Consider the following 15,875-nt stretch of genomic DNA (forward strand, 5'->3'; position numbering starts at 1 on the left):
TCGAGGTCCTGTGCCCCGGTGGTGAACCCAAACTACGTCCGCCGCGACGGGGCGGTCTTCTTCCCGTGTGCTGTGTTGTCGCGTCGCTCGGCGTGCACGCGGCTCGTCGGCCCCGGCCGCGAGTGGGCACGCAGTACGCACGCGGGGACCTGTGCGTAGGTGACCGCGGGTGGGAATGACTCCCGGTAGGCGGTCGGGGTCTTGCCGAAGGCCCGCGTGAAGCTCGTGGTGAACGATCCGACGCTCGATAGGCCGACCCCCATGCAGATGTCTGCGACGGATCGGTCCGTGGACCGGAGCATGGCCGCAGCTCGCTCGAGTCGCCGGGTCTGCAGATACGTGTGCGGTGACTGACCGAACGCCGCGCTGAACGTCCGCGAGAAGTGGGCGCGTGACAGCTTGGCGGCGGCGGCCATGTCGTCGACGGTGAGTGGTTCGGCGAACCGGACGTCGGCGAGATCCTTGGCCCGCAACAGATGGCGCGCGGGATGGGCGCTGGGCATGGATCGATTATGCCCAGGTGAGAGTGGTTGTGCGACGCTTCTGAGTACTGTTCGTTCGACAGCTCTCCTTCAGCTGCTTCGGCCCACCGGGGGGCTGGTCTCAGGTGACGGCGTCCCGCCGAAGAAATTCGACGGCCCGCGGAGACAACTCGTAACCGATGGGGAGACTCTCGGTCAGACCCAGGGTCTTCAGCTTTGTGACGTCGAGCTTCACGGCGGCACGATCTCGTCCGAGTTCGGCGGCCAACTCGGTGGACACGACACCCGGCCGTCGCGCGATGGCATCGAGAACTTCGCGCGTCCACGCGCCGTGCTTGGACCGCGCGTCGAGGCGGTCGAGTCGTTTCCGGATGTCGTCCACGTCGTCGTCGGAGAGGTCGTCGTCGGCGCGCAGCGCTATACGCGGGTCCTCACCGATACATCGGAGTCCGATCCGATAGGTCGGGTTGTGGGTGTTGACGCAGAGCGTTGCACGCACCGCGTCGGCATCCTCGAAACCTGCCCGGCGAGCCTCGAGAGCCGAGATTCGGGACGGGTCCACCCGCGCCAGGGACGTCACCTCGATGACATACGTCAATGCGATGAAACTCGACCCCGGCCGGATGCGGGGTTGCCCCCACCGGCGGAATGCGAGGTCGACTGTCCCATCGGCGACGCCACGGACAACGGCAGCGGTGAGAAGCACATTCGCGACCCTAGTCGCGGCGTCGGTGCGGTGCAGCGAGGGCGGCGCCCAAGGCTGTGTCACCCGTGTGGGTGACATCTGAGACAAAGCTGAGAGCTGTTGTAGGGTGACCGGCATCAGCAGCGGCAATGCCGACGCCATCGGGGGAACCCGCTGCGTCGCAACGTCGTTCGAACAAGTTCAGGTCGACGCATGACCACCAGCCGGGGGGAGGGGTCTCTGGTGCCGCCGCGCGTGCCCTCTCTCTGGTTTCCCGACGTCGCTCCGTGGCCGGCGACCGACGCCACTCCTGCCGCAGATCTTGCGGCTCACCTGGGCCGTTCCCGATCGGTCTCCGCTGCTCACGGGCTGTCGGCCGGGTCGGCAGTCGCCGTCCTCGGCCGCCCGGCGGTCCCGTTCCAGCGGCCGGGTCCCGCTGCTGTGCGAGCCGTCGAACCTGCTGTCGTGCGACCGTCGTCGGATCTCGATTCCTTTCTCGCCGAGGCCGAACAAGCGGTGCGCGCCAAGCGGAAGGCAGTTTCGGGAAACGGGGCGGGATGGCGCACGCGGCTCGGCCCGCCACGGCGAATCGCCGGCGCGGCAGCCGCCATCAGTGTGATTGTCGCCACACTCATCGGGGCGCTGGCGCTGGTCGGCGGCGGTGATCCCGAACCGGACGCGGCAGATACGCCGGCCACCGGGTCGACGACGATCCCCGGCGCTGCGTCGACGTCCTCCGCGGCTCGCGAACCGGCCTGCACGCAGCGTCCCGAAGGATCGGGCGGCACGGGGTCCAAGGGAAACGGGACCGGTGATCAGCGATCCGGTCCGGGCGCCATCCGCGCGTTCAACCACGCCTACTACGCCCTGCGATCGGCGAGAGCGGCACGCGCAGTGACCACACCGGGTGCGGTCGCCTCCGAGTATGTGATGCAGCAGTACATCGACCAGCGGCCGATGGGGACGCGTCACTGCCTGACGATCGCGGAGCGTGCGCCCGAGGAGTACTCCGTGGTCCTCACCGAACTGCAGCCCGACGCCGCACCCATCACCTACCGCCAGGTCATCCGCACGACGACGTCGGGCGACAAGACCTACATCCAGTCCATCCGGTCCGTCGGATGAATACCAGTCGGGCCCCCGCTGTAGGGGTCACAGAAAGGCAGTTGCAGATGAGTTCGAGTCGGGGGCGGCATCGTAGGCGTCGTGTGCCGAGTGGGCCGTTGTTGTCGGTGACATCGGCGGTGGTGGCGATGTCGATCACCGCCGGCGCCGGGGTGGCGTTCGCGGTGCCGGAGCAGGGCGGCACCGACCCGGGTGACAGCGCACCAGGCCAAGGCGGCACCAGCCCGAGTGATGTTGCTCCCGGTTCGGCGGGTCCGGATGCCACTGTGGCACCGATCGTCGTTCCCGGACCGGGCAGTGTTCCCGGTCCGCCGGTGGAGGCGCCGTATCGGGCGTACACCGCACCGGAATCGCAGGGCTATGAGCAGCCGTACACCCCGTTGATCAACAATCGTGCGGCGCCGCGCGTGGCGCCTCCGGTCCGTCCGATCGCGCCGCCGCCGGACAAGATCCGGGTGGGCAACTTCGTCTCCGACATCCCGGAGGGATTGTCGACGAAGGATGTGAACTCGATCAATGCCTGGTCGGCCTATGGTGAGGCGAAGATCGCTCAGGGGTTGTTGTCGCTCGGTGTGCCCGAAGACGAGGCTTCTCGTCGGGCAGCGGCGACGATCATCGGGGTGATGGCCGGAGGCACGGCAGGTGCTGTCGCACTGGGTATCCCGTCGGCGGTGATCGGTGCTGTCGGTGGTGCCGGGGTCGGTGCTGCGATCGGTGCGGCAGTCCCGCCGATGCTGCTCCACACAGGCACAGGCGCGCTCATCGGCGCAGCGGTCGGAGGTGCCGGTGCCGGTGCGGCGGGGGCCGTGGTCGGCTTTGCGATCGGCGGAACCGCCGGCGGACTCGTCGCTTACGCGCTCGGCGCGGGCGACCCGGGCGCGAATCCGGTTGAGCCGTGGCGCCAGAACGGTCCGCGTCACGCCGCGCCCGACGTCGACGGGTCACATCAGTTCGAGTTCCATCTGTCGCCTGAGGAGGCGCGTCGGTCGGGACTGCCCGCTGTCGACTACGTCGTCAATCATCGTGGCGATGTCGGCGTCACGGTCGGGGCGTCAGCGTTCACATGGTCGGGTGCCCAGGCACGTTCGCCGTATGCGGTGTTCGGTCCGCAGGCCGAGAAGTCGGTGCGCGATTGGACCCGAGCGCAGTCCGACGGTCTGAAGAACGCGATCCCGGGGAGCGAAGTGCTCTGGCCGGCCGAGGAAAGTGCCAGGTAGTCACAGGGCCTGGCAAGGATGCTCGGGGTTGTTTGACTCCCCAGCGCGTTCGGGTTCAGAGGCATTCGCGACACTCACGCGTTCAGAGAGAGGATTCACATGAGGAAGCTCACGTTGACGACGATCGCTGCAGTTGTCGCGACAGTCACGTGTCTGACGGGCCTGCTCGGCATGGGTCAGGCGTCGGCGGCGCCGATTGCCCAGTTGACCACGACCGGAAATGATTTCGGAACGTTCGGCAACCACTCGTTCTGCCGCGGGTCTGTGCACATCGGTCTGCAGGCGCCGGCGCGCAAGCCCGGTGTCGTCCGCGTGACCGCCACGTCGCATGGCTTCACCGGAGATGGAACCTCCTGGAAGCGCACCCCGCGATGCAAGGTGGTGTTTCGGACCATCTTCACCAGTGCACGCGGATACCTGCTTCACCACTGGACTCCGGCGTCCTTCGGTCCTCGTCCGGGTGAGAAGCGCACCTGGGATGTGCACACCGGTTCCGGCGTCGTGTCGTTCACGGTGAACACGACGCACGCCAAGGGCGAGCTGATCAACCAGCAATCGGCGGGTTTCGGTGCTTTCCTGGCGGTTCCCTGATCGTCGATGACCGACCCCACGCGACCACGCGACGGTGACCCGCAGTCTTGGACCGAGCGGGCCGTCGTCGTCTGTGGAACCGCCGGCGGAGTCGGTACGTCGGTGATCTCGGCGCTGCTTGCCGAGCAGCGTGCGTCGTCGACGCTGGGCTTGTTGTCGTGGTGGGTCGACGCGTCGGGTAACGACTGCGACATCGAACTCCGGTTGCGCGGTTCCGGCAATCCTGAACTGCTCCGCACGTCTTCGGGGACCGGGCTGTGGTTGCCGCCCGACGATGCGACGACGACTGACGCGGTGGTGGAGGCGTGGCGTCAGGGTGCGGTCCCGGTGGTCGACGCCGGTGCTCACCCGCTCACCCTGCTGCCCGAGCTCGCCGAAGACGACCTCCCCAATCTCACACCCGTCCTGGTGATCTCACCCCGGCCGGACCTGCTGAACCGGTCGCGCGTCATCTTCACCGAGTGGGACCGTGCGGGTGTACTCGAGCAGACCATCGTCGTGATCGCCTCGCAGGTGCCGGCTCTGCAGCGCGACGGATTGGCCGAGATGCTGGTCGGCGTGGTGTCTGGGTCGGTCGGCGGCGTGATCGGCCTCGACTACGACCCCGTCATCGGAGCAGGGACCTATCTGGATTCGGAGGCCCGGCGCGCATTCCTGCCCGGAACACACGAGGCGATCACGAAGCTCGCCGCGCTGACGACGAACCAACGCTGACGACGAACCAACGCCGACGGCAAACCAACGAGTGCAGCAGGGGCGGCCGGGACCGTAAGCCCTTTCGGATTCCCCGCGGACGGGGCAGCATGGGCCTCATGACCGGGTCAACGCGCGCACCGCTCACCGCTGCAGAAGCCACCGACGTCGTCGCCGATCCCTGGCGCGTCATCGCCGACAAACTCGTCGCCGCCTATCGCACCGGATCGATGGTCACCGGCGGCGAGTTCGTCACCAGGATCATCGCGGCCGCCGAAGAGGCGGACCATCATCCCGATGTCGACCTGCGTTACGGCTCAGTGCATCTCGTGCTCACCACGCACAGTGCACATCAACTCACCGAAGCCGATGTGGCGCTCGCGAACCGGATCACCGGCATCGCCGCCGAGATGGCGCTGGAACCGTTACCTGCGCCGGTCTCGCAGTTCGATCTGGCCATCGATGCCCTCGACATCGCCGCCGTCCGGCCGTTCTGGAGTGCGGTCCTCGGCTACAAAGAGGCCGACGAGAAGGAACCGGTCGACCTGACCGATCCGTCGGGCCGCCTCCCCGGCGTCTGGTTCCAGCAGATGGACGAAGCCCGTCCCGAGAGAAGCCGAATGCACGTCGATCTGTGGGTGCCGCACGACGTTGTCCACGAGCGGTTGCGGGCGGCGATCACCGCAGGCGGACAACTGCTCTCCGATGACCATGCGCCGTCGTTCTGGGTACTCGCCGACCCGGAGGGAAACGAGGTCTGTCTGTGCACCTGGCAGTCCCGAGCAGACTGACACTCACCGGGGTCCGCCCCGGGAAACCGCCCTCCCTGCGGGCGGTGACGACGAATGTGCGGTAAACGTTTGGGCTAGGGCGTTTTTCGGTGGCGGATCAACCGAGGCCCGCCATTCGAGCAGGGTGACTCCGGCCCGGCACCGCCACGAGAAACGTGACGGCGCCGGAACGGCGACGGATCAACAGCTACGAGCAGTGACCCTCCGCGCGGGCGACCTCGGCGACAGCGGCGGCGACGGCCGGGGCAACCCGGTCGTCGAGCGGGCTGGGCACGATGCGATCGGCGCGGAGATCGTCGGCGACCACCGAGAAGATCGCTTCGGCCGCAGCGATCTTCATGCCCTCACTGATGCGACGCGACCCGGCGTCGAGGGCGCCCTTGAAGACGCCGGGGAACGCCAGCACGTTGTTGATCTGGTTCGGGAAGTCGCTGCGTCCGGTGGCGACGATGGCCGCGTACTTGGCGGCCACCTCGGGGTGGATCTCCGGGTCGGGGTTGGACAGCGCGAACACGATCGAGTCGTCGTTCATCGACGCGATGATCTCCTCCGGGATGAGGCCCGCGGAGACGCCTATGAAGACGTCGGCTCCGGCGAGTGCCTCCACGGCGCCCCCGGCCAGTCCGCGCGGGTTGGTGCGCGCGGCGAGATCGGTCTTCGACTCGTTGAGCCCGTCGCGCCCCTGCGAGACGATGCCCTTCGAGTCGAGCACGATGACGTCCGAGATGCCCACTGCCATAAGGATGTTCGCGCATGCGACGCCCGCGGCGCCGGCGCCGGAGATGACCACGCGCAGACTGGTGAGGTCACGTCCGAGGTGGGTGGTCGCTCCCTTGAGGGCGGCGAGGACGACGATCGCGGTGCCGTGCTGGTCGTCGTGCATGACCGGGCAGTCGAGGGCCTCGATGACACGACGCTCGATCTCGAAGCAGCGTGGAGCCGAGATGTCCTCGAGGTTGACCGCACCGAAGCTCGGACGGAGTCGGATGAGGGTCTCGACGATCTCGTCGGGGTCTTTGGTGTCGAGGACGATCGGAATGGAGTTGAGCCCGGCGAAGCTGCGGAACAGTGCGGACTTGCCCTCCATGACAGGCAGTGAGGCGCGCGGACCGATGTCGCCGAGACCGAGGACGGCCGATCCGTCGCTGACCACGGCGACCAGGCGTTCGGTCCAGGTGTATTTGTTCACGAGTGTGGCGTCGGTGTCGATGGCGCGGGAGACCTGCGCAACGCCCGGGGTGTAGGCGATCGACAGATCGCGCTTGGTGTCGATGGGGGCGCGCAATTCCACCGACAGCTTGCCGCCGACGTGAGCCGAGAAGATCTCTTCGTCGGTGATGGGGACATCGGCGATCGTCGGTTCGGTGTGGGGATTCTGGTTCATCGCTGTCTTGTCCCCCATAGCTGACTTGTCCTCCGTGGTCGTCACGGTCGGGTCCTCCTGAATGCCGCGAAACGCGGATTGCATCGTCTCGCCGGCCACGCTGCCCGCGAGCTGGTGATCAGCATCGACGCGAGCTGGTGGCTCAGCGGACGCGATCAGGGCGTGTGAGCGGGGTGACGCTCGTTACGGCCGCATTAAGTGTCTCACCGAGTGGGATGCGGGTACCAGGTGGGTCGGCCCAGGTGAGGGGCCCAATGGGCGTTGTTAGGATGCATCTCGTGTCTATGTTGCATCCGACCTCTGAATCCGCTGCTGAGCGGGTATATGCCGAGGTCAAAGAGCAAATCCTCACAAACGAGATCGCCGGTGGTGAGCTGATCAGTGAGGGTGAGATCGCCGCGCAGTGCGCGGTGAGCCGCACTCCGGTGCGGGAGGCGTTCCTGCGCCTGGAGACCGAGGGCTGGATGCGCCTGTACCCGAAGCGCGGCGCGCTCGTGGTGCCGATCGGTGAGCGTGAGAAGCGCGACGTCGTCGATGCACGCCGACTCCTCGAAGGGCACGCGGTGCGTTCGGTCGTGACGCGGAGCGGTGCGCTCGACGACCTCGTCACCCGGCTCCGCGAGAACCTCGACGCCCATCGCCGTGCCGACACCGCCGATCTCGCCGCGTTCTCGAAGGTCGACGCGCAGTTCCATCAGCTGATCGCCGCCGCGGGCGACAACCCCCTGCTCGCCGATTTCTTCACGACGCTGGGGGAGCGGCATCGTCGGATGACGACCGCGTCGGTGCACCGTGATTCGGGAGTCGCCGCGCGCATCATCGCCGACCACGTCGAACTCCTCGACGCCATCGAAGCCGCCGACGCCGACCGTTTCGACCGACTGCTGGCCGGGCATCTCGCCGCCGTCCACGATCTTTCCGTCCACGATCTTTCTGGGCACGATCTCTCTGTGCAGGATCTTTCTGTGCAGGATCTTTCTGTGCAGGATCTTTCTGTGCAGGATCTTTCTGGGCACGATCTCCCGGGAGCATCCGCATGAGCGCCGACCGCACCCGCTTCGGCTGGCCTGCCGTGGCCCTCGCCGTCTTCGCGACCGCATGGGGCGGCAACGAGTTCACGCCGCTGCTGGTGATGTACCGCCAGATCACCGACCTGTCACCGGTCGTCATCGACGCACTGCTATTCGCGTACGTGCTCGGCATCGTGCCTGCTCTCCTCGTCGGAGGGCCGCTGTCGGACCGCCTGGGCCGACGCCCACTGATGCTGCCCGCGCCGGTGTTCGCCGCGGTCGGCTCGGGGCTTCTGGCCGCGGGGGCCGATTCGGCGGCGTTGCTGACGGCGGGGCGCGTGTGCAGCGGGATCGCGCTGGGGCTGTCGATGGCGGTCGGCGGAAGCTGGATCAAGGAGTTGTCCGACCGTGACGGTGCGCGCACCGGTGCCGGGGCGGGCCGGGCCGCGATGAGCCTCACCGCGGGATTCGGCATCGGCGCGGGCGTTGCGGGTGTCCTGGCAGAGTGGGGCCCGTGGCCGCATGTGCTGCCCTACGTGGTGAACATCGTGCTCGCGGTGATCGCGGGCAACCTGATCGCGCTGGTCCCGGAGACCAGGCCGCGACAGGCCACGCCGGGCCGACTGCGCGACGACCTGCGCATCCCGGCCGCCGGGCAACGTCGATTCCTGTTCGTCGTGGTGCCGCTCGCGCCGTGGGTGTTCGGGGCCGCGGCGTCGGCGTACGCGATCATCCCGGCGCTGATGTCGGCGCGCACGGCCGGCGCACCCATCGCGTTCGCGGCGCTGTGCTGCGTGCTCGGCCTCAGCGCAGGCTTCGCCATCCAGTCGGTGGGCCGACGCATCGACCGCCCGGGTAGCCCGCGCGGCGTGGTCATCGCACTGACGACGCTCATCGCCGGCATGGTGGTCGCCGCGATCGCCGCGCAGATCCTCACCGTTTGGGTGTCGCTGGTGGCGGCGACGCTGCTCGGCTGCGGGTACGGCATGGCGCTGATCGTGGCGTTGCTGGAGGTGCAGCGCATCGCCGGTCCAGACGACCTCGCCGGCCTGACCGCGGTGTTCTACAGCGTCACCTACCTGGGATTCGCGATGCCTGCGCTGCTGGCCTGGATCTCGGAGACCTGGGTGTCGATCACCTACCCGATGATGTTCGGTTTCGGCGGGGTCGCCGCCGCGGTGTGTCTGGCGGTGGCGCTGGCCGGGCATCGACGCCACGGCCCGGCGATCGAGCAGACCGTCACGGGCGACGCGCTGTCCGCCGAGGAGGACATCGCCGCCGGGCGGCGACGGTGACACGACGCCGGGGTGAGCGCACCCGGTACCCTGCTGAGGGTTTGATCGGTCGCAGTCGGCGGGGTCGATGCGGGCCCGATCGTGGAGTGCAGCAGGCGAGTGTGGAAAGGCGCGGGCGATGATGCTTGGGGCGTGGGTCGTCGTCGTGACCGCACTGATGCTGATCTTGCCCGGGGCTGTCGTCGGTCGCCGCATGAATCTGCCGTGGCCGGTCGCGCTGGCGTCGGGGCCGCCCATCACCTTCGCCCTGGTGTCGATCCTGACCGTGCTCTACTCCGCCGTCGGCTTCCAGTGGAACGCCGTGTCGGCTCTGGTGGGCCTGCTCTTCGTCTTCGGTGGTGCCTGGATCTACTCGGCGCTGCTGCGCACCGGGATCGGTCGACGCCTTGCGCCGGTGCCCGCGGATTCCGGGCAACCGCGCGTCGGGTTCACCGCGATGCTGCGGGTGGCGGCGGGCCTCGGGCTCGGTGGTCTGATCATCGCGATCACGTGCATCCGTCCGGTCGCCAACACCGCGTTCGCCGGGCTGGGCAACATCTCGCAGGTGTGGGATTCGTTGTGGCACGCCAGCTCCCTGCGCTGGATTCACGAGACGGGGATCGGCTCGGCGATGCGCATGGGCGAGCTGATGAACTACGACACCCACGGTTTCAACTACTACCCGAACACTTGGCATGCGCTCGGCGCCTTGCTGTTTCCCCTGACCGGTGCCACCCCGGTGGAGCTGTACAACACGTATTCACCTGCGGTGCTGGCAGTCACGGTCCCGCTGGGTGTCGCGGCGCTGGCCTATTGGTTTGCCCGGCATCGCTACGACGTCGATGCGTCTGCCCTGATCGCCGGTACCGCCGGTGCGGTCAGCGCGCTGTTCCCGTCGCTGCCCTATGTCGAGGTGCAGCTGACCTCGGTGCCCAACGCCGTCGGAGTGAGCCTGGCTCCGGTGGCCGCGGTGCTGGTGCTGAGCGTCCTGCGCGATCGATCGCGAGTGCTGCCCGCGGCTCTCGCGGTGGCCGGGGTGACGGCCACGCACCCGTCGGGCCTGATCGTGGTCGGTCTCATCGTCGCACTGTGGTGGCTGTGCGAGGGATTGTGGCGCCCGGTGGCCGGCCGACTTGCCGATCTCGCGACCCTTTCCGTTGCCGCCGTCGTCACACTTGTACTCGTCGCGCCGGTCGTCCTGGGGACCATCCGGGTGGCCGACACCAACGAACTGCCGTTCTTCGACTTCCGTGAGGACACGATCGGAGTCCTCGACGGCCTCGCCAGGGGTGCGTTCAACGGAACGATCCCGTTGGAGCTCAACCATTTCCCGATCTGGCCGCTGATCATCGTCACCATCCTCGGGCTCGGTGTCCTCGTGTGGCTGCGATGCTGGGCGGGGCTCGCGACCTGGGTCGTGTTCGCACTGGTCACCGCGAACGCGATGGTCTCTCTCGGTCCGCTGTCCTATCCCCTCGGCGCGATAGGCGGATACTTCTACAATTCTCCGCACCGCCTCACTTTCGTCGTCGCGATCGTCTCGGCGGCAGCCGCGGGAGTCGCGATCGGCGTGGCGGCGCTCGCCCTCATCGGGCTGATCGGGCGTCGAATGGGGTCGTCGGGCGCCGGCGGAGCAGACGTCCAGAAATCAGATGCCCCGGAAACAGACCTCCCGGAAGCAGACCTCCCGGAAGCAGACGCCGACAACACGGCCGGTGGTACCTCGTCGACGACGCGCCGGCGGTGGCTGGCTGCGGCGACGTACGTGGTGCTGCTCGCGCTGATCGCCGGTGCCGGGGTCGTGCGCTACCCGCCCGACGCCCAGATCGCGTCCAAGGAGCGGGGCGGCAAGTACGTCGGGCCCGACGATCTGGCGGCCTACGAGTGGCTGGCCTCCCAACCCGACGCCCAGAATGTGCTCGTACTCAACAACCTCGACCAGGGAACCGGGTGGCTGTACCCGGTCACCGGCGTCACCCCGATGTTCCCGTTCTATCGGGCCAACGAGTTCTCCGAGCGCCAGCGCGACCTGTTCTGGGGTGTCGCCGAGATCGGCGCCAACCCGGCGATCGATCAGATCGTCCGAGACATGAACGTGCACTACGTCATCGACTCCCCGCCCAGTTACTGGGAGTTCCAGCGCGGCAGGCCCGACCCGGAGCGCGGCCATCAGGGCGACCCGTTCCTGTCGCTCCGTGAGAACGGTGCGCCCGGCCTGACCGAGGTCTTCCGCCGAGGTGATGCGGTGATCTACCGGGTCAACGACCTGGTGTACCCGCCCGCCGAGCCGGTTCCCGCCCCTTCCTGACGAGCGCAGCGATGTGAATCGCGTTGCGTTTTGACCCGGTTTGCGGGTGAAAACGCAACACGATCGCAGGGAGTGGCAGTCAGGCTAGCGTTTGATTCATGCAGCCTTGGATCTGTGTGTTCTGCGGAAACGAGTTTCCCGCGAGCGCATCCCCGCCTGACCGTTGCCCGATCTGCGACGACGACCGCCAGTGGGTTCCGGTCAGCGGCCCGAGTTGGACCCGCCTGGACGGCAACGCTGACAACACCCTCACCGCGACGGAGGCCGAACCCGGCCTGACGAGGCTGTCGCTGAGACCATCGGTGGGCATCGGGCAGCAGGGCTTCGTCGTCACCAGGCCCGCCGGGAACATTCTGTGGGAGCCGCCGGGTTTCATCGGGCCGTCGCTCGTCGACTGGTTGGAGCGCAACGGCGGTGTCGCGGCCATCGCCGCGAGCCACCCGCATCTCGTCGGTGCGAGCATTTCACTCAGCCACCGCTTCGGGCGGGTTCCGGTGTTCTACAACGATCTCGATCGCCGATGGGTGACCCGCCCCGACCCGGTGCTCGAATTCTGGTCCGGGAGTGCGGAGGTCCTCGACGGTGTGCGGATCGTCCAGTGCGGCGGGCATTTCCCCGGGAGCGGGGTACTGCACCTGCCGAACGCCGCTGACGGGCGGGGAGCGCTGTTGACCGGAGACACCATCAAAGGCGTTCTGCAGCCGGGCATGGTGACGTTCATGCGCAGCTACCCGAACATGATCCCGCTGTCTCCGAGGCTCGTTCGGCAGATCGTCGACCGCGTCACCGATCTCCGATTCGACCGTCTCTACGACGCTTTCGGGGTTGTCGTCGAGAAAGATGCCCGTGCGGTGGTGGAGTCGTCGGCGCAGCGCTACATCGGATGGGTCACCGACGAGATCGTCGATCCCGACGATCCGCACTCGCCCCGGTGACCCGCCACGTCACCGCTGGACGTCGATCCGACCACCAGACCTCGATCGAAGTCCGGCAGTCGAGTTGACGTCCAGCGGTCAGGCGTCCGGATAGCCCGTCGGATTTCCCGACTGCCAGCGCCAGGTGTCGGCGCACATGTCGTCGATGGTCTTGGTGGCGTGCCAGTTCAGGTCGGCGTTGGCGCGGGTCGGGTCGGCGTAGGAGGCGGCGATGTCACCTGCGCGGCGCGGAGCGACCTCGTACGGAATCGGCTGTCCGCTTGCCTTCTCGAAGGCGTGCACCACCTCGAGGACCGAAACGCCCTGACCCGTACCGAGATTCCAGGTCGACATACCGGTGTCGCCGGTACTGATCCGGGCGAGAGCGGCGACGTGTCCGGCGGCGAGGTCGTCGACGTGGATGTAGTCGCGCACGCCGGTGCCGTCGGGGGTGTCGTAGTCGTCACCGAACACCGACAACTTCTCGCGCCGACCCACCGCGACCTGCGCCACGAACGGCATCAGGTTGTTGGGGATGCCGGACGGGTCCTCACCGATCTGCCCGCTCGGGTGCGCACCGACCGGGTTGAAGTAGCGCAGCGCGGCGATGCGCCAGGCGTCGGAGCTGGCCGCGACATCGCGCAGCACCTGCTCGATCATCACCTTGGTCCAGCCATAGGGGTTGGTCGCCGACGTCGGGAGGTCCTCGGTCATCGGGAGCCGCGGCTCGGCGCCGTAGACCGTCGCCGACGAGGAGAACACCAGCGTGTGGACATCGTGGCGTTCCATCGCACGCAAGAGCGCGAAGGTGGTGCCCAGGTTGTTCTGGTAATAGTCCAGCGGCTTGGCCACCGACTCGCCGACCGCCTTGTAGCCGGCGAAGTGGATCACCGCGTCGACGTCCTCGTGGGCGAAGAAGTGCTCGGTCTTGTCGACATCGGCGAGATCGAAGGCGTGGACGGGGATGGACCTCCCGGTCAGAGCCTCCAGCCGGCCGACGACGGTCGGCTTGGCATTGCTGAAATCGTCGACGATGACGACGTCATGTCCGGCCGAGACCAGTTGGATGACGGTGTGCGAGCCGATATAGCCCGCGCCGCCGCTCACGAGTACGCGCATGTGAACACCGTAGGCGGCGGAGCTGGGAGAACGCCAAACGAGGGGATGGGTCTGTTTCGTCGGCGCTGGTCCTGGTTTCGATACGGCTCGTCGCAGGCTCCTCGCCTACTCAACCAGCGAAGGGGTGTCACCACGGCCGGCCGAGTAGGACCCGGGGTTATCAGCGGGAGACGTCCGTCATGCCGGCCGAGTAGGGCCGAGGGGCCACCCGAGGTCCGTATCGAGGTCAGCCGGTGACGCGTTCGGTGGCGGCGTATTTCTCTTCGACGGCGGTTTTGGCGGGTTGCCACCAGGCGGGGTTGTCGCGGTACCAGTCGATGGTGGCGGCCAGGCCTGCGCGGAAGTCGACGTAGGCGGGGGTCCAGCCGAGTTCGGTGCGCAGGCGGGTGGAGTCGATGGCGTAGCGGCGGTCGTGGCCGGGGCGGTCGGTGACGAAGTCGAAGGCGTCGGCGGGCTGGCCGAGGAGTTCGAGGATGGTTTCGACGACCGTGCGGTTGTCGACCTCGCCGTCGGCGCCGATCAGATAGGTCTCGCCGATCCGGCCCTTGTCGATGATGGTCCAGACGGCGTCGTTGTGGTCGTCGACGTGAATCCAGTCGCGCACGTTGCGGCCGTCGCCGTAGAGCTTGGGGCGCACACCGGAGAGGACGTTGGTGATCTGGCGGGGGATGAACTTCTCGATGTGCTGGTACGGGCCGTAGTTGTTGGAGCAGTTCGACAGGGTGGCCGCGACGCCGAACGAGCGCACCCAGGCGCGGACGAGGAGGTCGCTGCCTGCTTTGGTCGAGGAGTAGGGGCTCGACGGGTTGTAGGGGGTGGCCTCGGTGAAGCGGGCGGGGTCGTCGAGGTCGAGGTCGCCGTAGACCTCGTCGGTGCTGATGTGGTGGTAGCGCACCCGGTGGGCGCGTACGGCTTCGAGCAGGGTGTAAGTGCCCACGAGGTTGGTGTGGACAAACGCCGACGGGTCGGCCAGGGAGTTGTCGTTGTGGGATTCGGCGGCGAAGTGGACCACCAGGTCCGAGTCGGAGACGAGGCGTTCGGTCAGGGCGGCATCGGCGATGTCGCCTTCGATCAGTTCGATCTGGTCGGCGACCGGGGCCAGGGTCTCGGGGTTGGCGGCGTAGGTGAGTTTGTCCAGCACGCGGATCGACACGTCGGGGCGGGTGGCCAGGGTGCGCAGCACGAAGTTGGCGCCGATGAAACCGGCACCACCGGTCACGAGAACACGCACGTCGAACCTTCCGTCAGGGCCGTGGTCGGAGATCACTCTACCGACGAGAGGCATATCGGCGCCGGGCGTGCGCGTGCCCCACCACCGGTGGCCGGATCGGCCGGACGCGTGTCACCGGGCCCCGGGCACTAGTCTGGGCGGCATGCGAGGGATCATTCTGGCCGGTGGCACGGGCACGCGCCTGCACCCGATCACGCAGGGGGTCAGCAAACAGCTGGTGCCCGTCTACGACAAGCCGATGATCTACTACCCGCTCTCGACGCTCATGCTCGCCGGCATCCGCGACATCCTCGTCATCACCACCCCGCACGATGCCCCGGCCTTCCAGGGGCTGCTCGGCAGCGGCGACCAGTTCGGCATCAACCTCACCTACAAGACCCAGCCCTCACCCGACGGCCTGGCACAGGCCTTCACCCTCGGCGCCGACCACATCGGCGACGAATCGGTGGCGCTGGTGCTGGGCGACAACATCTTCTACGGTCCCGGCCTGGGCAGCCGGCTGCAGGGGTTCGAGAACGTGGACGGCGGCGCGGTGTTCGCCTACTGGGTCGCCAACCCGGAGGCCTACGGCGTCGTCGACTTCGACGCCCACGGCACCGCGATCTCGCTGGAAGAGAAGCCCGCGCAACCGAAGTCGAACTTCGCGGTACCCGGTCTGTACTTCTACGACAACGATGTCGTCGAGATCGCCCGCACTCTGAAGCCCAGCGCCCGAGGCGAATACGAGATCACCGACATCAACGCCCACTATCTCGAACGCGGCAAACTGTCGGTCACCGTGCTGCCCCGCGGCACCGCCTGGCTCGACACCGGGACCTTCGACAGCCTCCTCGACGCAGGCAACTTCGTCCGCACCGTCGAACAACGCCAAGGCCTCAAGATCGCCGTCCCCGAAGAGATCGCCTGGCGGCGAGGATTCCTCGACGACGACGAAGTCCGTGCCCGCGCCGAGAAACTGCGCAAATCCGGATACGGTGACTATCTGCTCGGGCTCCTCGAGCGCGGCAAGGGGTTCTGATGCGCAAGACCCGACTCCCGGCGCGAAAGGCTC

At 67.6% G+C, this 15,875-nt stretch carries 14 protein-coding genes and 1 pseudogene; 10 read left to right on the forward strand and 5 right to left on the reverse strand.

The annotated features are described in order from the left end of the window. Positions 1 to 32 precede the first annotated feature (32 nt). Together H1R19_RS02385 and H1R19_RS02390 are read right to left on the reverse strand one after the other, a co-directional pair. A complete protein-coding gene (locus tag H1R19_RS02385) occupies positions 33 to 503 on the reverse strand; it encodes a helix-turn-helix domain-containing protein (protein ID WP_188331057.1) in 471 nt (156 codons plus the stop codon). 100 nt (positions 504 to 603) lie between these two features. Continuing rightward, positions 604 to 1,188 (reverse strand): hypothetical protein, encoded by a 585-nt coding sequence (locus tag H1R19_RS02390; protein WP_219850467.1) that lies wholly within the window; start codon positions 1,186 to 1,188, stop codon positions 604 to 606. A gap of 192 nt (positions 1,189 to 1,380) precedes the next feature. Here H1R19_RS02390 and H1R19_RS02395 point away from each other — a divergent pair, with 192 nt between their 5' ends. The 5 genes from H1R19_RS02395 (at position 1,381) to H1R19_RS02415 (ending at position 5,584) form a co-directional block, all read left to right on the forward strand. Beyond that, positions 1,381 to 2,292, forward strand: a complete 912-nt coding sequence (locus tag H1R19_RS02395; RefSeq protein ID WP_244970845.1) for a DUF8176 domain-containing protein — start codon at positions 1,381 to 1,383, stop codon at positions 2,290 to 2,292. A gap of 128 nt (positions 2,293 to 2,420) precedes the next feature. Next, a complete protein-coding gene (locus H1R19_RS02400; protein WP_244970846.1) occupies positions 2,421 to 3,509 on the forward strand; it encodes a hypothetical protein in 1,089 nt (362 codons plus the stop codon). Between the two features lie 99 nt (positions 3,510 to 3,608). Further along, complete coding sequence (locus H1R19_RS02405; RefSeq protein ID WP_219850468.1) at positions 3,609 to 4,100, forward strand: enoyl-CoA hydratase; 492 nt, start codon at positions 3,609 to 3,611, stop codon at positions 4,098 to 4,100. Positions 4,101 to 4,106: 6 nt separating this feature from the next. Next, positions 4,107 to 4,814: a hypothetical protein gene (locus H1R19_RS02410; RefSeq protein WP_219850469.1), complete on the forward strand. Its 708-nt coding sequence runs from the start codon at positions 4,107 to 4,109 to the stop codon at positions 4,812 to 4,814. A 98-nt stretch (positions 4,815 to 4,912) separates the two neighbouring features. Continuing rightward, positions 4,913 to 5,584 (forward strand): VOC family protein, encoded by a 672-nt coding sequence (locus H1R19_RS02415; protein WP_188331061.1) that lies wholly within the window; start codon positions 4,913 to 4,915, stop codon positions 5,582 to 5,584. 187 nt (positions 5,585 to 5,771) lie between these two features. On the opposite strand, the gene H1R19_RS02420 is transcribed toward H1R19_RS02415, so the two are convergent. Further along, complete coding sequence (locus tag H1R19_RS02420) at positions 5,772 to 6,968, reverse strand: NAD(P)-dependent malic enzyme (protein WP_219851503.1); 1,197 nt, start codon at positions 6,966 to 6,968, stop codon at positions 5,772 to 5,774. Positions 6,969 to 7,252: 284 nt separating this feature from the next. Here H1R19_RS02420 and H1R19_RS02425 point away from each other — a divergent pair. The 4 genes and pseudogenes from H1R19_RS02425 to H1R19_RS02440 all read left to right on the forward strand — a co-directional run. Continuing rightward, positions 7,253 to 7,885 (forward strand): annotated as a pseudogene (locus H1R19_RS02425) (GntR family transcriptional regulator); the annotation flags it as partial. Positions 7,886 to 8,004: 119 nt separating this feature from the next. Next, positions 8,005 to 9,273 (forward strand): MFS transporter, encoded by a 1,269-nt coding sequence (locus tag H1R19_RS02430; RefSeq protein WP_188331063.1) that lies wholly within the window; start codon positions 8,005 to 8,007, stop codon positions 9,271 to 9,273. A gap of 118 nt (positions 9,274 to 9,391) precedes the next feature. Further along, positions 9,392 to 11,560 carry a DUF6541 family protein gene (locus H1R19_RS02435; RefSeq protein ID WP_219850470.1) on the forward strand — a complete coding sequence of 723 codons (2,169 nt, stop codon included), beginning with the start codon at positions 9,392 to 9,394 and terminating at the stop codon, positions 11,558 to 11,560. Between the two features lie 98 nt (positions 11,561 to 11,658). Continuing rightward, the gene (locus tag H1R19_RS02440; protein ID WP_219850471.1) at positions 11,659 to 12,495 is read left to right on the forward strand and encodes an MBL fold metallo-hydrolase; all 837 of its coding nucleotides are present in this window, start codon (positions 11,659 to 11,661) and stop codon (positions 12,493 to 12,495) included. A gap of 78 nt (positions 12,496 to 12,573) precedes the next feature. On the opposite strand, the gene galE is transcribed toward H1R19_RS02440, so the two are convergent. Together galE and rfbB are read right to left on the reverse strand one after the other, a co-directional pair. Continuing rightward, positions 12,574 to 13,593, reverse strand: coding sequence for a UDP-glucose 4-epimerase GalE (gene galE, locus H1R19_RS02445; RefSeq protein WP_219850472.1), 1,020 nt, complete (start codon positions 13,591 to 13,593; stop codon positions 12,574 to 12,576). A gap of 226 nt (positions 13,594 to 13,819) precedes the next feature. Beyond that, positions 13,820 to 14,824 carry a dTDP-glucose 4,6-dehydratase gene (rfbB, locus tag H1R19_RS02450; RefSeq protein ID WP_219850473.1) on the reverse strand — a complete coding sequence of 335 codons (1,005 nt, stop codon included), beginning with the start codon at positions 14,822 to 14,824 and terminating at the stop codon, positions 13,820 to 13,822. A gap of 142 nt (positions 14,825 to 14,966) precedes the next feature. On the opposite strand from rfbB, the gene rfbA reads away from it, so the two are divergent. Then, positions 14,967 to 15,842 carry a glucose-1-phosphate thymidylyltransferase RfbA gene (gene rfbA, locus H1R19_RS02455; protein WP_188331068.1) on the forward strand — a complete coding sequence of 292 codons (876 nt, stop codon included), beginning with the start codon at positions 14,967 to 14,969 and terminating at the stop codon, positions 15,840 to 15,842. The last annotated feature ends 33 nt before the right edge of the window (positions 15,843 to 15,875 follow it).

It is taken from the genome of Gordonia jinghuaiqii, assembly GCF_014041935.1.
Taxonomy (GTDB): Bacteria; Actinomycetota; Actinomycetes; order Mycobacteriales; family Mycobacteriaceae; genus Gordonia; species Gordonia jinghuaiqii.

Bases quoted from the DNA above. Each gene is read 5' to 3' on its own strand.
- H1R19_RS02385 (WP_188331057.1), bottom strand. From the start codon at position 503: ATGCCCAGCGCCCATCCCGCGCGCCATCTGTTGCGGGCCAAGGATCTC.
- H1R19_RS02395 (WP_244970845.1), top strand. From the start codon at position 1,381: ATGACCACCAGCCGGGGGGAGGGGTCTCTGGTGCCGCCGCGCGTGCCC.
- H1R19_RS02400 (WP_244970846.1), top strand. From the start codon at position 2,421: ATGTCGATCACCGCCGGCGCCGGGGTGGCGTTCGCGGTGCCGGAGCAG.
- H1R19_RS02405 (WP_219850468.1), top strand. From the start codon at position 3,609: ATGAGGAAGCTCACGTTGACGACGATCGCTGCAGTTGTCGCGACAGTC.
- H1R19_RS02410 (WP_219850469.1), top strand. From the start codon at position 4,107: ATGACCGACCCCACGCGACCACGCGACGGTGACCCGCAGTCTTGGACC.
- H1R19_RS02415 (WP_188331061.1), top strand. From the start codon at position 4,913: ATGACCGGGTCAACGCGCGCACCGCTCACCGCTGCAGAAGCCACCGAC.
- H1R19_RS02420 (WP_219851503.1), bottom strand. From the start codon at position 6,968: ATGAACCAGAATCCCCACACCGAACCGACGATCGCCGATGTCCCCATC.
- H1R19_RS02430 (WP_188331063.1), top strand. From the start codon at position 8,005: ATGAGCGCCGACCGCACCCGCTTCGGCTGGCCTGCCGTGGCCCTCGCC.
- H1R19_RS02435 (WP_219850470.1), top strand. From the start codon at position 9,392: ATGATGCTTGGGGCGTGGGTCGTCGTCGTGACCGCACTGATGCTGATC.
- H1R19_RS02440 (WP_219850471.1), top strand. From the start codon at position 11,659: ATGCAGCCTTGGATCTGTGTGTTCTGCGGAAACGAGTTTCCCGCGAGC.
- galE (WP_219850472.1), bottom strand. From the start codon at position 13,593: ATGCGCGTACTCGTGAGCGGCGGCGCGGGCTATATCGGCTCGCACACC.
- rfbA (WP_188331068.1), top strand. From the start codon at position 14,967: ATGCGAGGGATCATTCTGGCCGGTGGCACGGGCACGCGCCTGCACCCG.